At 58.8% G+C, this 15,533-nt stretch carries 11 protein-coding genes and 1 pseudogene; 5 read left to right on the forward strand and 7 right to left on the reverse strand.

The features are described from left to right. Position 1: 1 nt before the first annotated feature. The 3 genes from wecA to trxA form a co-directional block, all read right to left on the reverse strand. On the reverse strand, positions 2-1,087 hold the full coding sequence (wecA, locus tag LB453_RS21195) for a UDP-N-acetylglucosamine--undecaprenyl-phosphate N-acetylglucosaminephosphotransferase (protein ID WP_048784430.1): 1,086 nt from the start codon (positions 1,085-1,087) through the stop codon (positions 2-4). Between the two features lie 279 nt (positions 1,088-1,366). Next, positions 1,367-2,626, reverse strand: a complete 1,260-nt coding sequence (rho, locus tag LB453_RS21200) for a transcription termination factor Rho (protein ID WP_033754542.1) — start codon at positions 2,624-2,626, stop codon at positions 1,367-1,369. Between the two features lie 343 nt (positions 2,627-2,969). Next, complete coding sequence (trxA, locus tag LB453_RS21205; RefSeq protein WP_033754540.1) at positions 2,970-3,302, reverse strand: thioredoxin TrxA; 333 nt, start codon at positions 3,300-3,302, stop codon at positions 2,970-2,972. Between the two features lie 117 nt (positions 3,303-3,419). On the opposite strand from trxA, the gene rhlB reads away from it, so the two are divergent. Continuing rightward, positions 3,420-4,712 (forward strand): ATP-dependent RNA helicase RhlB, encoded by a 1,293-nt coding sequence (gene rhlB / locus LB453_RS21210; RefSeq protein ID WP_103797434.1) that lies wholly within the window; start codon positions 3,420-3,422, stop codon positions 4,710-4,712. Positions 4,713-4,720: 8 nt separating this feature from the next. Then, on the forward strand, positions 4,721-6,205 hold the full coding sequence (gene gppA / locus LB453_RS21215) for a guanosine-5'-triphosphate,3'-diphosphate diphosphatase (RefSeq protein ID WP_103797433.1): 1,485 nt from the start codon (positions 4,721-4,723) through the stop codon (positions 6,203-6,205). 104 nt (positions 6,206-6,309) lie between these two features. Here the strand turns inward: gppA and rep are convergent, their stop codons facing one another. Then, entirely contained in the window at positions 6,310-8,331 is a 2,022-nt protein-coding gene (gene rep, locus LB453_RS21220; RefSeq protein ID WP_103797432.1) for a DNA helicase Rep, read from the reverse strand. A gap of 74 nt (positions 8,332-8,405) precedes the next feature. On the opposite strand from rep, the gene ppiC reads away from it, so the two are divergent. Next, entirely contained in the window at positions 8,406-8,687 is a 282-nt protein-coding gene (gene ppiC / locus LB453_RS21225) for a peptidylprolyl isomerase PpiC (protein WP_033754522.1), read from the forward strand. Here the strand turns inward: ppiC and LB453_RS21230 are convergent. Then, positions 8,688-10,748: pseudogene (locus LB453_RS21230) on the reverse strand (AsmA family protein). Positions 10,749-10,811: 63 nt separating this feature from the next. Next, a complete protein-coding gene (gene pdeH, locus LB453_RS21235) occupies positions 10,812-11,585 on the reverse strand; it encodes a cyclic-guanylate-specific phosphodiesterase (protein WP_103797430.1) in 774 nt (257 codons plus the stop codon). 280 nt (positions 11,586-11,865) lie between these two features. Here pdeH and LB453_RS21240 point away from each other — a divergent pair, with 280 nt between their 5' ends. Both LB453_RS21240 and LB453_RS21245 read left to right on the forward strand, forming a co-directional pair. Further along, complete coding sequence (locus LB453_RS21240) at positions 11,866-12,798, forward strand: sugar kinase (RefSeq protein WP_103797429.1); 933 nt, start codon at positions 11,866-11,868, stop codon at positions 12,796-12,798. Between the two features lie 334 nt (positions 12,799-13,132). Then, on the forward strand, positions 13,133-14,005 hold the full coding sequence (locus LB453_RS21245; RefSeq protein ID WP_103797428.1) for an alpha/beta hydrolase: 873 nt from the start codon (positions 13,133-13,135) through the stop codon (positions 14,003-14,005). A gap of 4 nt (positions 14,006-14,009) precedes the next feature. Here LB453_RS21245 and LB453_RS21250 read toward each other — a convergent pair whose 3' ends face one another. Beyond that, complete coding sequence (locus LB453_RS21250) at positions 14,010-15,494, reverse strand: M16 family metallopeptidase (protein WP_103797427.1); 1,485 nt, start codon at positions 15,492-15,494, stop codon at positions 14,010-14,012. Positions 15,495-15,533: the final 39 nt, after the last annotated feature.

The raw sequence follows: 15,533 nt of genomic DNA on the forward strand, positions 1-15,533 counted from the left end.
ATCAGGGTAATTTTTTCTTGGCGTCGCGGTGAGCGTTCAGGCGACGCTTTATACGACGGATGAGGCGCGCCACGCGCCAGGCGTGTTTCAGGCAGTAGCCGTAAAACATAAAGGCCACCATAAACAGCACCAGCATCACCCATTCGGGGATAAAGGCGAGATATTCGCCGAGCACCCCAATGCCGGCGAGAATAGCGGCCGCCACGGTGATCAAGACAAACGCCTGACGCGAGGTAAAGCCGGCGCGCATGATCAAGTGGTGAATATGCTGTCGGTCAGCGGAAAAGGGGCTCATGCCTTTACGCAGGCGGCGATACATAATCGCGACCATGTCCATCAGCGGAATGGCGATCAGCCAGAGCGCGGTCACGGGCGTAATCGGATGGCTTAATCCCTGGGTGGTTTCCAGCAGGATCCAGATAATCGTGAAGCCGATCATGGTGCTGCCGGCATCGCCCATAAAGACTTTGTAGCGGCGGCCGAGAAAACCGAGGTTAAGCAGAATATAGGGCAGCGTGGCGGCAATCATCGCAAAGCACCATACGGCGAGGCTGTACTGACCGTCGAAGCAGAGAATAATGCCCATCGCCGCAAAGGTGACCGAGGAGAGCCCGCCCAGCAGGCCGTCGATGCCGTCCACCATATTAAAGGCGTTAATCGCCGCCCAGACGGCGAACAGCGTCAGCACGTAGCCGAACGGCCCGACCACCAGCTCTACCGGGCCGATAATAAAGCCGAGGCTGAGCAGATAGAGTTTGGCGCCCACCATCATCGCCACCGCCACGGCGGCCTGCACCACGGCGCGGATTTTTACGCTGATATCGAAACGGTCGTCGAGCGCGCCAACCAGCACCAGCAGACCGGCGCAGATAAGATAGAGCGTGGCGTGCGGCAGGTAGAAGCGAGTGATAAGAAACATAAAGCAGATGCCGGCATAAACGGAAATGCCGCCGACCAGGGGGATGGCGCCGTGATGACGTTTACGGGAGTTGGGCGTATCAACCAGACCTATTTTTTTAGCTGCTTTACGCGCAAAAAAGATAAAGACTAAAGAAAATAGAAAAGTAAGGCCCAGCTCAGTACTCATAGTGAGTAAATTCACGTTTAACGCTCTCAGCTAAAATCAGGGACAGGATAAACAAACTGCATGTTTTTGCCTTTCATCCCGAGTCCGAATTCTGCTTCCGACTACGCGCGCATGGTGATTTTTTGCGCACTGCCGCCGCAGTCATTATAAATACTCCTGCCAGCGGTAATCCTAATGCGCACAAATAAAAAACGCCACGTTAAGACGTGGCGTCAGGGCGATTTCCTGCGCATTTAGGCTAAAAAAGTCGGTTTCACCGTCTCGGTTAGCCGGGCAAGATTACGAGCGCTTCATCATGTCGAAGAATTCGTCGTTGGTTTTGGTCATCGCCAGTTTGTTGATGAGGAACTCCATCGCGTCGATTTCGCCCATTGGGTGAATGATTTTGCGCAGGATCCACATCTTCTGCAGCTCTTCCTGGGAAGTAAGCAGCTCTTCTTTACGCGTACCGGAACGGTTGTAGTCAATGGCCGGGAAGACGCGTTTTTCAGCGATTTTACGCGCGAGATGCAGCTCCATGTTACCGGTGCCTTTAAACTCTTCGTAAATCACTTCGTCCATCTTCGAACCGGTATCAACCAGCGCGGTTGCGATAATGGTCAGGCTGCCGCCCTCTTCCACGTTACGCGCGGCGCCGAAGAAGCGCTTCGGACGATGCAGGGCGTTGGCGTCAACACCACCGGTCAGGACTTTACCTGATGCCGGCACCACGGTGTTGTAGGCGCGCGCCAGGCGGGTGATGGAGTCGAGCAGGATGATAACGTCTTTCTTGTGTTCAACCAGACGCTTCGCCTTCTCGATTACCATTTCGGCAACCTGAACATGGCGTGATGCCGGTTCGTCGAAGGTAGAGGCGATGACTTCACCTTTGACCAGACGCTGCATCTCGGTAACTTCTTCCGGACGCTCGTCAATCAGCAGCACCATCAGCACGCAGTCTGGATGGTTATAGGCGATGCTCTGCGCGATATTCTGCAGCAGCATGGTTTTACCCGCTTTCGGCGGTGCAACAATCAGACCACGCTGGCCGCGGCCGATCGGCGAAGCCAGATCCAGCACGCGTGCGGTAAGGTCTTCCGTCGAACCATTGCCGCGCTCCATGCGCAGACGGCTATTGGCGTGCAGCGGCGTCAGGTTTTCAAACAGAATCTTATTACGTGCGTTTTCAGGCTTATCGTAGTTAACCTCGTTAACCTTCAGCAGCGCAAAGTAACGCTCGCCCTCTTTCGGCGGACGAATTTTGCCGGAGATGGTGTCACCAGTGCGAAGGTTAAAACGGCGAATTTGGCTGGGAGAAACGTAGATGTCGTCGGGACCGGCGAGGTAAGAGCTGTCTGCGGAGCGGAGGAAACCAAATCCGTCCTGCAATATCTCCAGCACACCATCACCGAAGATGTCTTCGCCGCTTTTCGCGTGCTGTTTGAGGATGGCGAAAATAATATCCTGTTTGCGCATGCGCGCCAGGTTTTCCAGCCCCATATTTTCGCCGAGGGTTATCAGCTCAGAAACCGGCGTATTCTTTAATTCGGTAAGATTCATAGTGATGGGTTCTTAAACTCGGGGTAATTCTCGAAATGTTGGTCGTGAATGGTATGGCTTAATATTCCATGCCTGTTAATGGCGCTTTCAACTCTTCTCGACGATCATCGTCAGGGATGGCGACTGGAAGCGAGAGAGACGGTTGAAATGCGATGCCAAAGTTGGTGCTAACCGTCAGAATTGCTAAACCGCTGTATACGGAACGTGCTTCAGGGTTTAACAAAGGAAATCTTTAGATGCAAACTACAAGGTAAGTGCGTAATGCAGTGAAAGTAACTTAGCACGCTAAAATGCGAACGTCCAGCAGTGGAAGAAAATTCGCCACCGCCGAACGTTCTCGTCCTTACGCCAGGTTGGCGTTCAGGAACTCTTTCAGCTGGCTTTTAGACAGCGCGCCGACTTTAGTCGCGGCGACTTCACCGTTTTTGAACAGCAGCAGCGTCGGGATGCCGCGGATGCCGTACTTCGGCGCGGTGCCCGGGTTATCGTCAATGTTCAGCTTGGCGATAGTGAGCTTACCGTCGTACTCTTCGGCAACTTCATCGAGAATCGGGGCGATCATTTTGCAAGGACCACACCATTCAGCCCAGAAATCTACCAGTGTGACACCTTCTGCTTTCAGAACGTCTGCATCGAAACTGTCATCGGTGAGGTGAACGATTTTATCGCTGCTCATGTATTACTCCACAAGATTATGCCTGGCGAATTGGCGTAAAGTTTACCAACGAAGGTTGACTTTATTTCATCGGATACGCTTTCGTAAAGCGATAGTAAGCTGATATTCTACCACACTATGAGCAAAACACACTTAACAGAACAGAAGTTTTCCGACTTCGCCCTGCACCCTCTGGTCGTGGAAGCCCTTGATAAAAAAGGCTTTCATAACTGTACGCCTATTCAGGCGTTAGCTCTGCCCTTTACGCTCTCAGGGCGTGATGTTGCAGGCCAGGCGCAAACCGGTACCGGCAAAACGATGGCGTTTTTAACGTCAACGTTTCATCATCTTCTCACTCACCCTGCCCAGGAAGGCCGTCAGATCAACCAGCCACGCGCGTTGATCATGGCGCCGACGCGCGAACTGGCGGTGCAGATCCATGCCGACGCCGAACCGCTGGCGCAGGCCACCGGTCTGAAGCTGGGCCTGGCTTACGGCGGCGACGGTTACGACAAGCAGCTGAAAGTGCTGGCCGACGGCGTCGACATCCTGGTTGGCACCACCGGTCGTTTAATCGATTACGCGAAACAGAACCACATTAACCTCGGCGCGATCCAGGTGCTGGTGCTGGACGAAGCCGACCGCATGTTCGATCTCGGCTTTATTAAAGATATTCGCTGGCTATTCCGCCGCATGCCGCCTGCAACGCAGCGTCTGAGCATGCTCTTCTCCGCCACGCTCTCCTGGCGCGTGCGCGAACTGGCGTTCGAACATATGAACAACGCCGAGTACGTTGAGGTAGAGCCAGAGCAGAAAACGGGTCACCGTATTAAAGAAGAGCTTTTCTACCCGTCAAACGAAGAAAAAATGCGCCTGCTGCAGACGCTGCTGGAAGAAGAGTGGCCGGATCGCGCTATCGTCTTCGCCAACACCAAGCATCGCTGCGAAGATATCTGGGGCCATCTGGCGGCGGACGGCCATCGCGTCGGCCTGCTGACCGGCGACGTGCCGCAGAAGAAGCGCCTGCGCATTCTGGACGACTTCACCAAAGGGGATGTCGATATCCTGGTGGCGACCGACGTTGCGGCGCGCGGCCTGCATATCCCTGCGGTCACGCACGTCTTTAACTACGACCTGCCTGACGATCGCGAAGATTACGTTCACCGTATCGGCCGTACCGGCCGCGCTGGCGCCAGCGGACACTCGATCAGCCTGGCCTGTGAAGAGTACGCCCTGAACCTGCCGGCGATTGAAGAGTATATTGGCCACAGCATTCCGGTGAGCAAGTACAACAGCGACGCGCTGATGGATAACCTGCCCCCACCGAAGCGTCTGGCTCGCGCCCGCACCGGCAACGGTCCGCGCCGCGGCGGCAACAACGCGAATCGTCGTGGAGCGCCGCGTAACAACAACCGTAAACGTTCAGGTTAATCCACATTATGCTAAGCGCATCGTCACTCTATGCTGCGATTGATCTGGGATCCAACAGCTTTCATATGCTGGTGGTGCGCGAAGTATCCGGAAGCATTCAGACCGTCGCGCGCATTAAGCGCAAGGTGCGTCTGGCGGCCGGCCTGGATAAAAATAACCACCTCTCCGCTGAGGCGATGACGCGCGGCTGGGAGTGTCTGAAGCTCTTCTCCGAACAGCTGCAGGATATTCCGTCCGAACAAATCCGCGTGGTCGCCACCGCCACGCTGCGCCTTGCGGCTAACGCAAGCGAATTCCTGTTTACCGCTCAGCAGATCCTTGGCTGCGCGATTAACGTTATTAGCGGCGAAGAGGAAGCGCGCCTGATCTATCAGGGCGTTGCGCACACCACCGGCGGCTCGGACAAGCGGCTGGTGGTCGATATCGGCGGCGGCAGTACCGAACTGGCCACCGGCGACGGCTCGCACGCCTCCGTTCTGTTTAGCCTCTCTATGGGCTGCGTCACCTGGCTGGAGCGCTTCTTCAGCGACCGTCACCTGGCGAAAGAGAATTTCGACGCTGCCGAGCAGGCCGCGCGCGAGATGATCCGCCCCATCGCCTCGCCGCTGCGCGCCCACGGGTGGGAAGCCTGCGTCGGCGCCTCCGGCACCGTACAGGCGCTGCAGGAGATTATGGTGGCGCAGGGCATGGATGAACGCATCACCCTCAGCAAGCTGGAGCAGCTCAAGCAGCGCGCCATTCAGTGCGGCAAGCTGGAAGAGCTGGAGATTGAGGGCTTAACGCTGGAGCGCGCGCTGGTGTTCCCCAGCGGCCTCTCGATTCTGATTGCGGTGTTTCAGGAGCTTGGCATCCAAAGCATGACGCTGGCCGGCGGCGCGCTGCGCGAAGGGCTGGTGTACGGCATGCTGCATCTGCCGGTCGATCGCGATATTCGCAGCCGCACGCTGCAAAACGTCCAGCGCCGTTTTTCTATCGATGTAGAACAGGCGGCGCGCGTGCGTCAGCTGGCCGACATCTTTTTCCGCCAGGTGAGCGCGGTATGGAAACTGGATCAGCGCTGCCGGGAGCTGCTGCTCAGCGCCAGTGCGATACATGAAATCGGCCTTAGCGTCGATTTTCGCCAGGCTCCGCAGCACGCCGCCTATCTGGTGCGCCATCTCGATCTGCCCGGCTTTACGCCCGCGCAGAAAAAACTGCTGGCCTGCCTGCTGCAGAACCAGAGCGGCAGCATCGATTTAGCGCTGCTGACCCAGCAAAACGCTCTTCCGCCCCGTCTTGCCGAGCGTCTGTGTCGCCTGCTGCGGCTGGCGATCCTTTTCTCCAGCCGTCGTCGCGACGATACCCTGCCCGCGGTGCGGTTACAGGCTGACGACGATACGCTGCATCTCACGCTGCCTTCGGGCTGGCTGGAAGCGCATCCGCTGCGCGCCGAGCTGCTGGAGCAAGAGAGCCATTACCAGTCCTATGTCCACTGGCTGCTGCAGCTGTCTTAAAACGGTTATCAGCCACAGATACGCATAACAGCCCCGTTAAAAGGGCTATTACGCCTGTCTTATCCGCCAGTTAATACGCTGACAGGGCGCAGCAGAAGCAGTAGTTAGCCCTTTTTCGCCTTCTCCAGCATCGCCCGCAGCCCGGCAACCCGCGTTTGCCCGGTTTTCATCCGCTCTTCGGCGCTGACAACCTTGCGTTCGGTTTCCCAGACGACATCATCCTGCGGCAGCTCCAGCAAAAAGCGGCTCGGCTCCGGGCGCACCAGCTCGCCATACTGGCGGCGCTCGCGGCAGAGCGTAAAGGTCAGCTCTTTTTGCGCGCGAGTGATGCCGACGTAGGCCAGGCGGCGCTCCTCTTCGATGTTGTTCTCATCGATGCTGCTCTGATGCGGCAGCAGCCCTTCTTCCATACCGACCAGAAAGACGTAGGGGAACTCCAGCCCTTTCGAGGCGTGCAGCGTCATCAGCTGTACCTGATCGAGCTCTTCGTCGCTCTCGCCGCGCTCCATCATGTCGCGCAGCGTAAAGCGCGTCACCACCTGCGTCAGCGTCATCGGCTCATCGATATCGCTGCCTTCCAGCATCTCCGTCATCCACTGAAATAGCGTATTGACGTTCTTCATCCGCATCTCGGCCGCTTTTGGACTGCCCGAGGTTTCAAACAGCCAGCTTTCGTAGTCGATGCCGCGGATCAGATCGCGCACCGCATTGACCGGCTCGCGCTCGGTCATCTGCACAATCTCCTGCAGCCAGTGGGTAAAGCGCTGCAGATGTTCCAGCCCGCGTCCGCTTAACGTCTGCCCCAGGCCAACGTCGAAGCTGGCATTAAACAGGCTTTTATTGCGCAGGTTCGCCCACTCGCCCAGCTTTTGCAGCGTCGCCGGGCCAATCTCGCGGCGCGGCGTGTTAACGATGCGCAGAAACGCGCTGTCGTCGTCTGGATTGGTGAGCACGCGCAGATAGGCGAGCAGATCCTTGATCTCCGGCCGCGAGAAAAAGGAGGTGCCGCCGGAGATGCGATAGGGAATGCGGTTCTGCATCAGCATCTTTTCAAAGACGCGCGACTGATGGTTGCCGCGATAGAGGATCGCGTAATCTTTATACTGCGTTTTATTGATAAAGTGGTGCGCGATCAGCTCGCCCGTCACGCGCTCCGCCTCGTGATCTTCATGGTTCGCGGTCAGCACTTTCAGTTCGCTGCCGAGGCCAAGCTCGGAGAAAAGCCGCTTTTCGAACACGTGCGGGTTATTGGCGATCAGGATATTCGCCGCTTTCAGGATGCGCTGCGACGAACGGTAGTTCTGCTCCAGCTTGATCACTTCCAGCGCCGGGAAATCCTCTTTCAGCAGCACCAGGTTCTGCGGCCGCGCGCCGCGCCACGAGTAGATCGACTGGTCATCGTCGCCAACCACGGTAAAGCGCGCCCGTGCGCCTACCAGCAGCTTCACCAGCTCGTACTGGCTGGTGTTGGTATCCTGATACTCATCCACCAGCAGATAGCGAATGCGCTGCTGCCAGCGTTCGCGCACCTCCTGGTTGCGCTGCAGCAGCAGCGTCGGCAGCAGGATTAAATCGTCGAAGTCGAGCACGTTGCACGATTTCAGATGCTGATCGTAGAGGCTGTAGCAGTGGGCGAAGATATTGTCGCGCTCGCTGCGCGCCAGCGCGGCGGCGCGCGGCGGATCGACCAGGTCGTTCTTCCAGTTGGAGATAGTGGAAATCAGCTGCTGCAGCAGCGTCTTGTCCTCTTCCAGCCAGGGCTGCGTCAAATCCTTCAGCAGCGCCAGCTGGTCGGTATCGTCAAACAGCGAGAAATTGGACTTCATGCCCAGCGCGGCGTATTCGCGCTTGATAATCTCCAGTCCCAGCGTATGGAAGGTAGAGATCATCAGGCCGCGCGCCTCTTTTTTTCCCAGCGTCTGGGCGACGCGCTCTTTCATCTCGCGCGAGGCTTTATTGGTAAAAGTAACCGCCGCGATATGACGCGCCTGATAGCCGCACTCGCGGATCAGATGGGCAATCTTATTGGTGATGACGCGGGTTTTGCCCGATCCCGCTCCCGCCAGCACCAGACAGGGGCCGGTAACAAACTCGACGGCGCGTTGTTGGCTGGGGTTTAAACGCATAGTAAAAAATCGCTCAGTAAAAAGAGAGGAGGATGAAATAATGGGCGGTCAGTATACACAATCAGAGGACTATCATGGCGAAAACCGCGGCGGCTTTACACATCCTGGTGAAAGAGGAAGCGCTGGCTAACGAACTGCTGGCGAAGCTGGAAAAGGGCGCCAGTTTTCAGCAGCTGGCGAAGAAACACTCCACCTGCCCATCCGGGCGCAACGGCGGCGATTTAGGGGAATTCCGACAGGGCCAGATGGTGCCGGCCTTTGATAAAGCGGTCTTCACCTGCCCGCTGATAAAACCTTTCGGGCCGGTGAAAACCGCGTTTGGCTATCACATCATTAAAGTGCTCTACCGCAGCTGATCACTTTTTGCTTTTCATCTGCTGCAGCACAGTGCTGCACTGGTTATCCTCATTGTCGCTTGGACTGATCAACGCCAGCAGCGCGGCGGCAGGACCGACCACGGTGCCGAGCGCGACGGCAGCGGCACCGCGCGCCAGCAGCGGCCCGGCCTTAACCCCGGCGTCAGGATTTTTAAAGGTGCCGCGCACGTAAAGCGGCGAACGCAGCGTTACGATGCGGATGCCTTTACTCTCGGGGTTAATCGACAGATCCAGCCGCTCGCTGGCGAAGTTGGCGTTGCCAGTAACGTTGATCACCGCATTTTCGGTATCAAACACAAACAGGTTCGGCGTCGCCACGCCGTTTTGCAGCTTCACATCGGTCGCGGCGCAGTTGATGCGCACCTCATCGTCGCCGAACAGCTTGCCAACCACGTAGTTGCCGACGTTCAGCCCGGCGATCTCCATCAGGCTGCGGCTGATTAAGCCGTTATTCATCAGCAGCTTCAGCTGGCCATTGCTGGTCGCCAGCAAATCCGCCACCGAATTGCCGCTGCCGGTAAAGCTGGCGTCGCCGTTTAGCTGGCCCAGGCTACGCTGCATCGCTTCGACGTTTGGGAAGAGCTGACGCAGGTGCAGGCGACGCGCGTGGATATCGGCGCGGCCGCGCATCGGCGATTTATCCCCTTCCAGACGAATGGTGCTGTTCAGCGTGCCGCCCGCCATGCCGAAGCGCAGCGGATCGAGCAGCAGATCGCCATTTTTTAGCTGCAGATGGGTATAGAGATCGCTTAACGGCAGCGAACTGCCATGTTCGATGCGCTTGCCGGTGAACTTCACGTCGGCGTCCATTACGTCCCAGCTTTTGGTATCAAAGGTGTCGTGCGGCAGTACCCGATCGGCAGGCTGCGTCGACTTTTCACCGCGCTTCGTCTTCGCCTGCTCGGTTTTAGCGCTGCCTTTGCCGGAATCGACGCCGATCAGCGGCCCCAGGTCCGCCATACGCAGCTGTTTCGAACTCAGCTCGCCCACCAGCGCCGGACGCGGTTTGCCCTGAGTGTAGGTGAGCGTGCCGTGAATATCGCTGTCGCCGATATGGCCGTTGAAGTTTTCGTAGTGGTATTCCGGCCCGTTTTTGCCGGCGAAGCGGGCGGTCAGATGGCCGTCGGTTTCATAGGGCGGCGTATCGGGCAAGAGCACGCCGGTCAGACCGTAGAGATTGGCCAGCGTATCGCCGGAGAAGCGCAGCCGCACGTTCACGCCGCCGAGATTCATCGGATCCTGAATGCCGCCCGTGACCTGCACGCGCGTCGAGCCGTTGCGGATATCGGCCTGAATCGGGAACGGCGTATTTTTGCTGCGCAGCGAGAGCATGCCGCCGGTTTTGCCTTCCCCCTCCAGCTGCTCGTTGTTATAGGTGCCGCGCGCTTGCCAGCCAAAAACAAAGTCGCCCGCGCCTTTCTGCGCGTCGCTGCCGCCGGCAATCTGCCCATAAGGCACCGGCTTGCCGAGCGGATTGATTTTAACCGTCACGTCGGCTTTATTGACCGCATCGCGGTAGCGCAGCTGCCCCTGATCGAACAGGATATTGTCGAGGCGGAATGACCAGGCGGACGGCGTCGCGTTAGCGTCAGGGTTGTCGCTCCCGGCGAGATTAAAGGTCCAGTTGTTCTTTTTGTCGGCGGTCTGAATCAGCCGCGCATCGGGCTGCTGGAGTTTGATCCACGGGAGGTAAATTTCTTTATGCAGCAGTGCCAGCGGCGCGAGGGTGGCGTCGACGCGCTCCAGATGCACCATCGTGATCTCCGCCATCTCGGGCGGATTGCCTAATATGATGTCCTGCGCGTGCACGTGCGGCCAGGGTATCCAGCTTCGCCAGCCCGGCTACTCGCGGTTGCGCTCCCAGACAACGCCGAGATCGCCGCGAATCGCAAACTGACGATTCAGCTCCGTCGAAACTTTCTGGTTGATGGTGGGCTTGAGACGATTCCAGTCAAAGGTCGCGATGATGATCACCACCACCACAATCAGCAACAAAAAAATCCCGACTATCCAGCTAACAACTTTTCCCGTGCGCGACATCTCGCTTCCTCCTTGCCTCTCCACAGTCTCCGTTAAAGATAGTCGAGACGAGGTGGAACGGCATCAGACAAGCTGAAGCGGCAGATGGTTAAGTTGCGAAAAAGGGACCGGCCTTGAAAAAAAGTAGCCCTGCGCCGCCATTGCGGGCGAGCTGCACACCTGCCGCCACTCCTCTTCGGTCTCGACGCCTTCGACGATAACGCCGTTACAGTAGCGGTTAATCAACGCCAGTAGCATCGAAAAGAGCGCTTTGCCCTCTTCGGTTCGACGCAGCAGGATAAACAGCTCGCGCGACAGCTTGATGTAGTCATACTTCAGCTCCGTCAGCGCGGAAAAGTTGGCCATGCCGGAACCGAAATCGTCCAGCCACAGCGGCCCCAGCTCCGGCATCTGCGCGATCATCTCTTCCTGCGGCAGCGCGTGGTGTTCGGTGAGTTCGAAGCGCACCCACGGCAGCTCGGCGATCAGGCGCCGAATCGGCGGATGCTGCTGAATCGCCATCAGCGTGGGACCGTCGATATTCACCGACGCCACAACCTGGTTGTCGCAAAAAAAGGGCCGCCACGCTTTCAGCAGCGCCAGCTGCTCATGGACGACATGCAAACGCTGGTTAATCGCCAGCGCCTCAAAATAGGCTTCTGGCGAGAGTCTCTTTTCCGGCGCGGCTGGATGCGTGACCGCGGTCAGGATTTCAATTGCCAGCAACCGGCCCGATACCTGGTATATCGGCTGGAAAGTGTAGAATCGTTGGCATTGCTGCCAGAAGAGACGCGCTTCCTGCTGTGGGTTGATGTCAGTTGAAGAAGGTAGCCGATGACTAATATTCTTCATCACCATGGTTTTTTCCTGGTTGGTGGCAAGTGCCATGCGTCAGCCCGGCGGCAAGTATCGGCTGTGCCCGCCCTGTCTCGGTCCGCCTGCTGGCCACATAAGACTCCAGAGTGTACCAATCAGAATCGGGCGCAATCGTGAAAAAAAGCCCGGCTTTGGCCGCTAAATCGCCGCGAAGACAGGCTTTTTTTACCTTAAGTGGAATTAAAACGGTGTTTTAAAAAGCATTGACGTCTGCCATACCAGACGCGAGACTAAGAGACTATTTCACTACAGGCCAAATACCATGACGCATAAAAAAATAGCCGTTATCGGCGAGTGCATGATTGAGCTGTCCGAGAAGGGTGAGAGCATTAAACGCGGCTTTGGCGGAGATACGCTGAATACGGCGGTCTATCTGGCGCGCCAGGTCGATAAGGCGCAGCTCAGCGTCGATTATGTGACGGCGCTGGGCATCGACTCTTTTAGCGATCAGATGATCGCCGCCTGGCAGCAGGAGAAGGTCGACACCCGCCTGATCCAGCGGCTGGAAAACAAAATGCCCGGCCTGTATGTCATTGAAACCGACGATAAGGGCGAGCGCACCTTCTGGTACTGGCGCAGCGACGCCGCCGCGCGCTACTGGCTCGACGGCCCGCAATCTGCCGCTATCGTCGACGAGCTGGCGCACTACGACTATCTCTACCTGAGCGGCATTTCGCTGGCGATTCTGCCTGCCAGCAGCCGCGAGAAGCTAATGGCGCTGCTCGACCGCTGCCGCGCTAACGGCGGCCAGGTTATTTTCGACAACAACTACCGCCCGCGCCTGTGGGCCGACCAGGCAAGCGCGCAGCAGGCCTACAGCGCCATGCTGCAGCGCACCGATATCGCCTTTCTGACGCTGGATGACGAACAGCTGCTGTGGGGCGAGCATCCGCTGAGCGCGGTGATTGAGCGCACGCGCGCCGCAGGCGCCAGCGAGATTGTGATTAAGCGCGGCGCGGACGCCTGTCTGATCGCCATCGGCGACGATGCGCTGATTGAGGTGCCTGCCGTGCGCCTTGATGCGGCCCGCATCATCGACACCACCGCGGCGGGCGACTCTTTCAGCGCCGGCTACCTGTCGCAGCGCCTGACGGGCGGTTCGCCCCAGGCGGCGGCCGCGCGCGGGCACCTGACGGCCAGCACGGTGATCCAGCATCGCGGGGCGATCATTCCGCTGTCGGCGATGCCGGCATAGCTTTGGTTCCGCTGAGCGGGGCGGATAATCCCGCTCCGCCGCATGTGCGGCCGAAACCACCGGCAATTTGCGTTAGCGCCCGACACTCCACGGCGAATCGCCGTTAATAAAAAATTAACGCTGGCGCTGATTTTTACGCCTGCGCCGGGCCGCTTTTTGCCACCTGAATCCCCGCTAATCCTTTGCTCCAGGCATAGTCTGAATCCACCGCTCCGGGCCGTTTTCGGATGGACGACTGCCGCAAAAAAGACCATCTTTTCCTCAACAACAGCAGGACGCTGTTTAGCCGGCCGCGACAAAAAAACGACAACACTTCTCGCATCAGGACCGTTTTATGCACACAGAAATTATCAATATCTGGCCAAATGGCGACGCGCCAGGCGCCAGCGATTCGCGCGCGCAGCCGCAGATCGTCGATCTGGCAAAAGAGTATGAGCCTTACGATCGCGCGGCGACCGGCGTGCGCTGCCCGGAGATCGCCATCTGGCATCCCGAAGAGTCCAATGGCATCACCCTGCTGGTGGCGCCGGGCGGCGGCTATCAGCGCGTGCTGATCGACCGCGAAGGCAGCGCGCTGTCGACCTTTTTTACCGCGATGGGCTACACCCTGGCGGTGATGACCTATCGGCTGCCCTACGACGGCCATCACGAAGGCGCAGACGCGCCGCTGGCTGATGCACAGCGCGCGGTGCGCGTGCTGCGCGAGCGCGCCCAGCGCGGCCTGAACGGGAAATATATCGTGATAACGGGCTTCTCGGCCGGCGGCCACGTCGCCGCCAGTCTGGGCACGCGCTTCGCCGAAAAAATCTATCCGGTGCAGGACGCCGCGGACAGCCTCTCGCCGCGTCCCGACGCGATGGTGCTGGTCTACCCGGTGATCAGCATGCGCGACGGCGTGACCCATGAGAGTTCGCGCACGCGGCTGCTCGGCGCCTGGCCCGATGCGAAAACCATCGAAGCCTATTCGCTGGAGACGCGGGTACACGCGCAGACGCCGCCGACGCTGCTGATCCACGCGGCGGATGATGAAACGGTCTCGGTGAACAACAGCATGGCGTTTTTCAGCGCGCTGCGCGAACACAAGGTGCCCGCAGAGCTGCACTTTTACCAGAAAGGCGGCCACGGATTCGGCATCCGTGGCGTGGCGGATCTGCCCCTTGCCAGCTGGCCGATGCTGGTCACCGAGTGGCTCAGGGCAAAAACCTGACGGATCAGGAAGAAGGCGGCGCGCTGTCGCTGGCGCTGCTCTCCTGCGGGGCGGCGTCGGCGGTCGCTGGCGGCGCCATCACTTTGTCCCAGATTGCCTGCAGGCTCTTCACGTTGGTCTCCGCTTCGCCTTCCGGCTGCATCAGCACCATAGTCAGCTCCTGCGACAGCTGCTGACGCAGCTCCTGGTTCAGCCGATCGCGCGTCAGCTCGCTCAGAAATGCCTGACGCAGCTTCTGATACTGCTCCGGCGCGATATCCACCACGGCGTTTTGCTGCGAACGCAGGCGCTGGCTCATCAGCACGTCGGTATCGGTGCGCGCATAGGTGGCAAACAGCTTGTTCAGCTCCAGCAGCTTCTGCGCCATCAGCGCGTCGAACTCCTCCTGCGGCAGCCCTTTGTCGCGCACTACCGCCAGCTCGCGCGCCACCAGGTTCAGGCCCGACTCCAGCGCATCGTTGCGCGCGTCGAGATTAACCGAGCACTGGGCGCGCTGATAGAGCACGCGGCAGTCGAAGCCGATCTGCAGGTTCTGCGTTTTGCTGTCGCCCAGCGTGCGCTGCAGATGCCAGAACAGCGCCTCGCGCGCCAGATCGCTCTGCCAGTAACGCTGCAGGTTTTGCGAATCGCGAATCGGCTGCCAGGGCGTATCCCAGATCAGCGCCAGACGATCCTGTCTCATCGCGCCGTTGACCAGATTAATCGGCTGGTGCGGCAGCGGCGACAGGGTCGGCAGCGGCGCGGGATTGCTGCGCTTGCCGGTCAGCGAAGAGAAGGCTTTGTTGATCTGCTCCGCCAGGCTGCGGCTTTCGACGTTGCCCACCACGTAGAGCGTCATGGCGTCCGGGGTATACCACTGCTGGTAAAAGTCATTCAGCGCGCTCAGGTCGATCGGCGCGCGCGGCTGTTCGGCCGGGTCGTGCGCCAGCAGGGTGGAGCCCTTCAGGCGGTAGCGCCACAGCACATCCTGAGTGCTGGCGGGCCAGGTCGCAGTAGGATCGGAGGCGCTCAGCGCGGTGTTGACCACCTGCTCATTAATAGACATTTTGCCCGCCGTCGCCGCCAGCCAGTTAAGCGCTTCTTTCAGCAGTTCCGGGCGGTTGTTGGGCAGGCTAAGGTTGTACTGGGTAAAGTCGTAGGAGACGATCGCGGGGGGCAGCGGATGCTGCGGGTCCATCGCCTGCTGCCACAGCGCGCGCTGCTGGTTGGTGTCGAGCGCGGCGTTATGCACCATCGCCAGACGCGGCAGCAGGTGGCTGAAGCCGGTCTGCTGGGTGGTTTCCACCAGCGAGCCGGTATTCACCACCATGCGCAGTTCAATGCGATCGCTGGGGCGCTGCGGCGTGGTCAGCAGCTGCCAGCTTAATCCGTTATCCAGTTTCCCTTCCTGCCAGGCTGGATCGGGCTGCAGCGTTTCGGCACAGGCGCCAAAACTGGCGGCCATCCATGCTACCCCCCCAACCAAAAGCCGAATTCTGGTGCCCTGCATGTGAACCTCTAATCTAAAAGTCGTTATCACTGGCACATT

This window comes from Pantoea agglomerans (assembly GCF_020149765.1).
Lineage (GTDB): Bacteria > Pseudomonadota > Gammaproteobacteria > Enterobacterales > Enterobacteriaceae > Pantoea > Pantoea alvi.

Excerpts from the sequence above, each read along its gene's own strand:
- LB453_RS21245 (WP_103797428.1), top strand. The coding sequence starts at position 13,133 with ATGCACACAGAAATTATCAATATCTGGCCAAATGGCGACGCGCCAGGC.
- LB453_RS21250 (WP_103797427.1), bottom strand. The coding sequence starts at position 15,494 with ATGCAGGGCACCAGAATTCGGCTTTTGGTTGGGGGGGTAGCATGGATG.
- rhlB (WP_103797434.1), top strand. The coding sequence starts at position 3,420 with ATGAGCAAAACACACTTAACAGAACAGAAGTTTTCCGACTTCGCCCTG.
- pdeH (WP_103797430.1), bottom strand. The coding sequence starts at position 11,585 with ATGGTGATGAAGAATATTAGTCATCGGCTACCTTCTTCAACTGACATC.
- gppA (WP_103797433.1), top strand. The coding sequence starts at position 4,721 with ATGCTAAGCGCATCGTCACTCTATGCTGCGATTGATCTGGGATCCAAC.
- LB453_RS21240 (WP_103797429.1), top strand. The coding sequence starts at position 11,866 with ATGACGCATAAAAAAATAGCCGTTATCGGCGAGTGCATGATTGAGCTG.
- trxA (WP_033754540.1), bottom strand. The coding sequence starts at position 3,302 with ATGAGCAGCGATAAAATCGTTCACCTCACCGATGACAGTTTCGATGCA.
- rep (WP_103797432.1), bottom strand. The coding sequence starts at position 8,331 with ATGCGTTTAAACCCCAGCCAACAACGCGCCGTCGAGTTTGTTACCGGC.
- rho (WP_033754542.1), bottom strand. The coding sequence starts at position 2,626 with ATGAATCTTACCGAATTAAAGAATACGCCGGTTTCTGAGCTGATAACC.
- ppiC (WP_033754522.1), top strand. The coding sequence starts at position 8,406 with ATGGCGAAAACCGCGGCGGCTTTACACATCCTGGTGAAAGAGGAAGCG.
- wecA (WP_048784430.1), bottom strand. The coding sequence starts at position 1,087 with ATGAGTACTGAGCTGGGCCTTACTTTTCTATTTTCTTTAGTCTTTATC.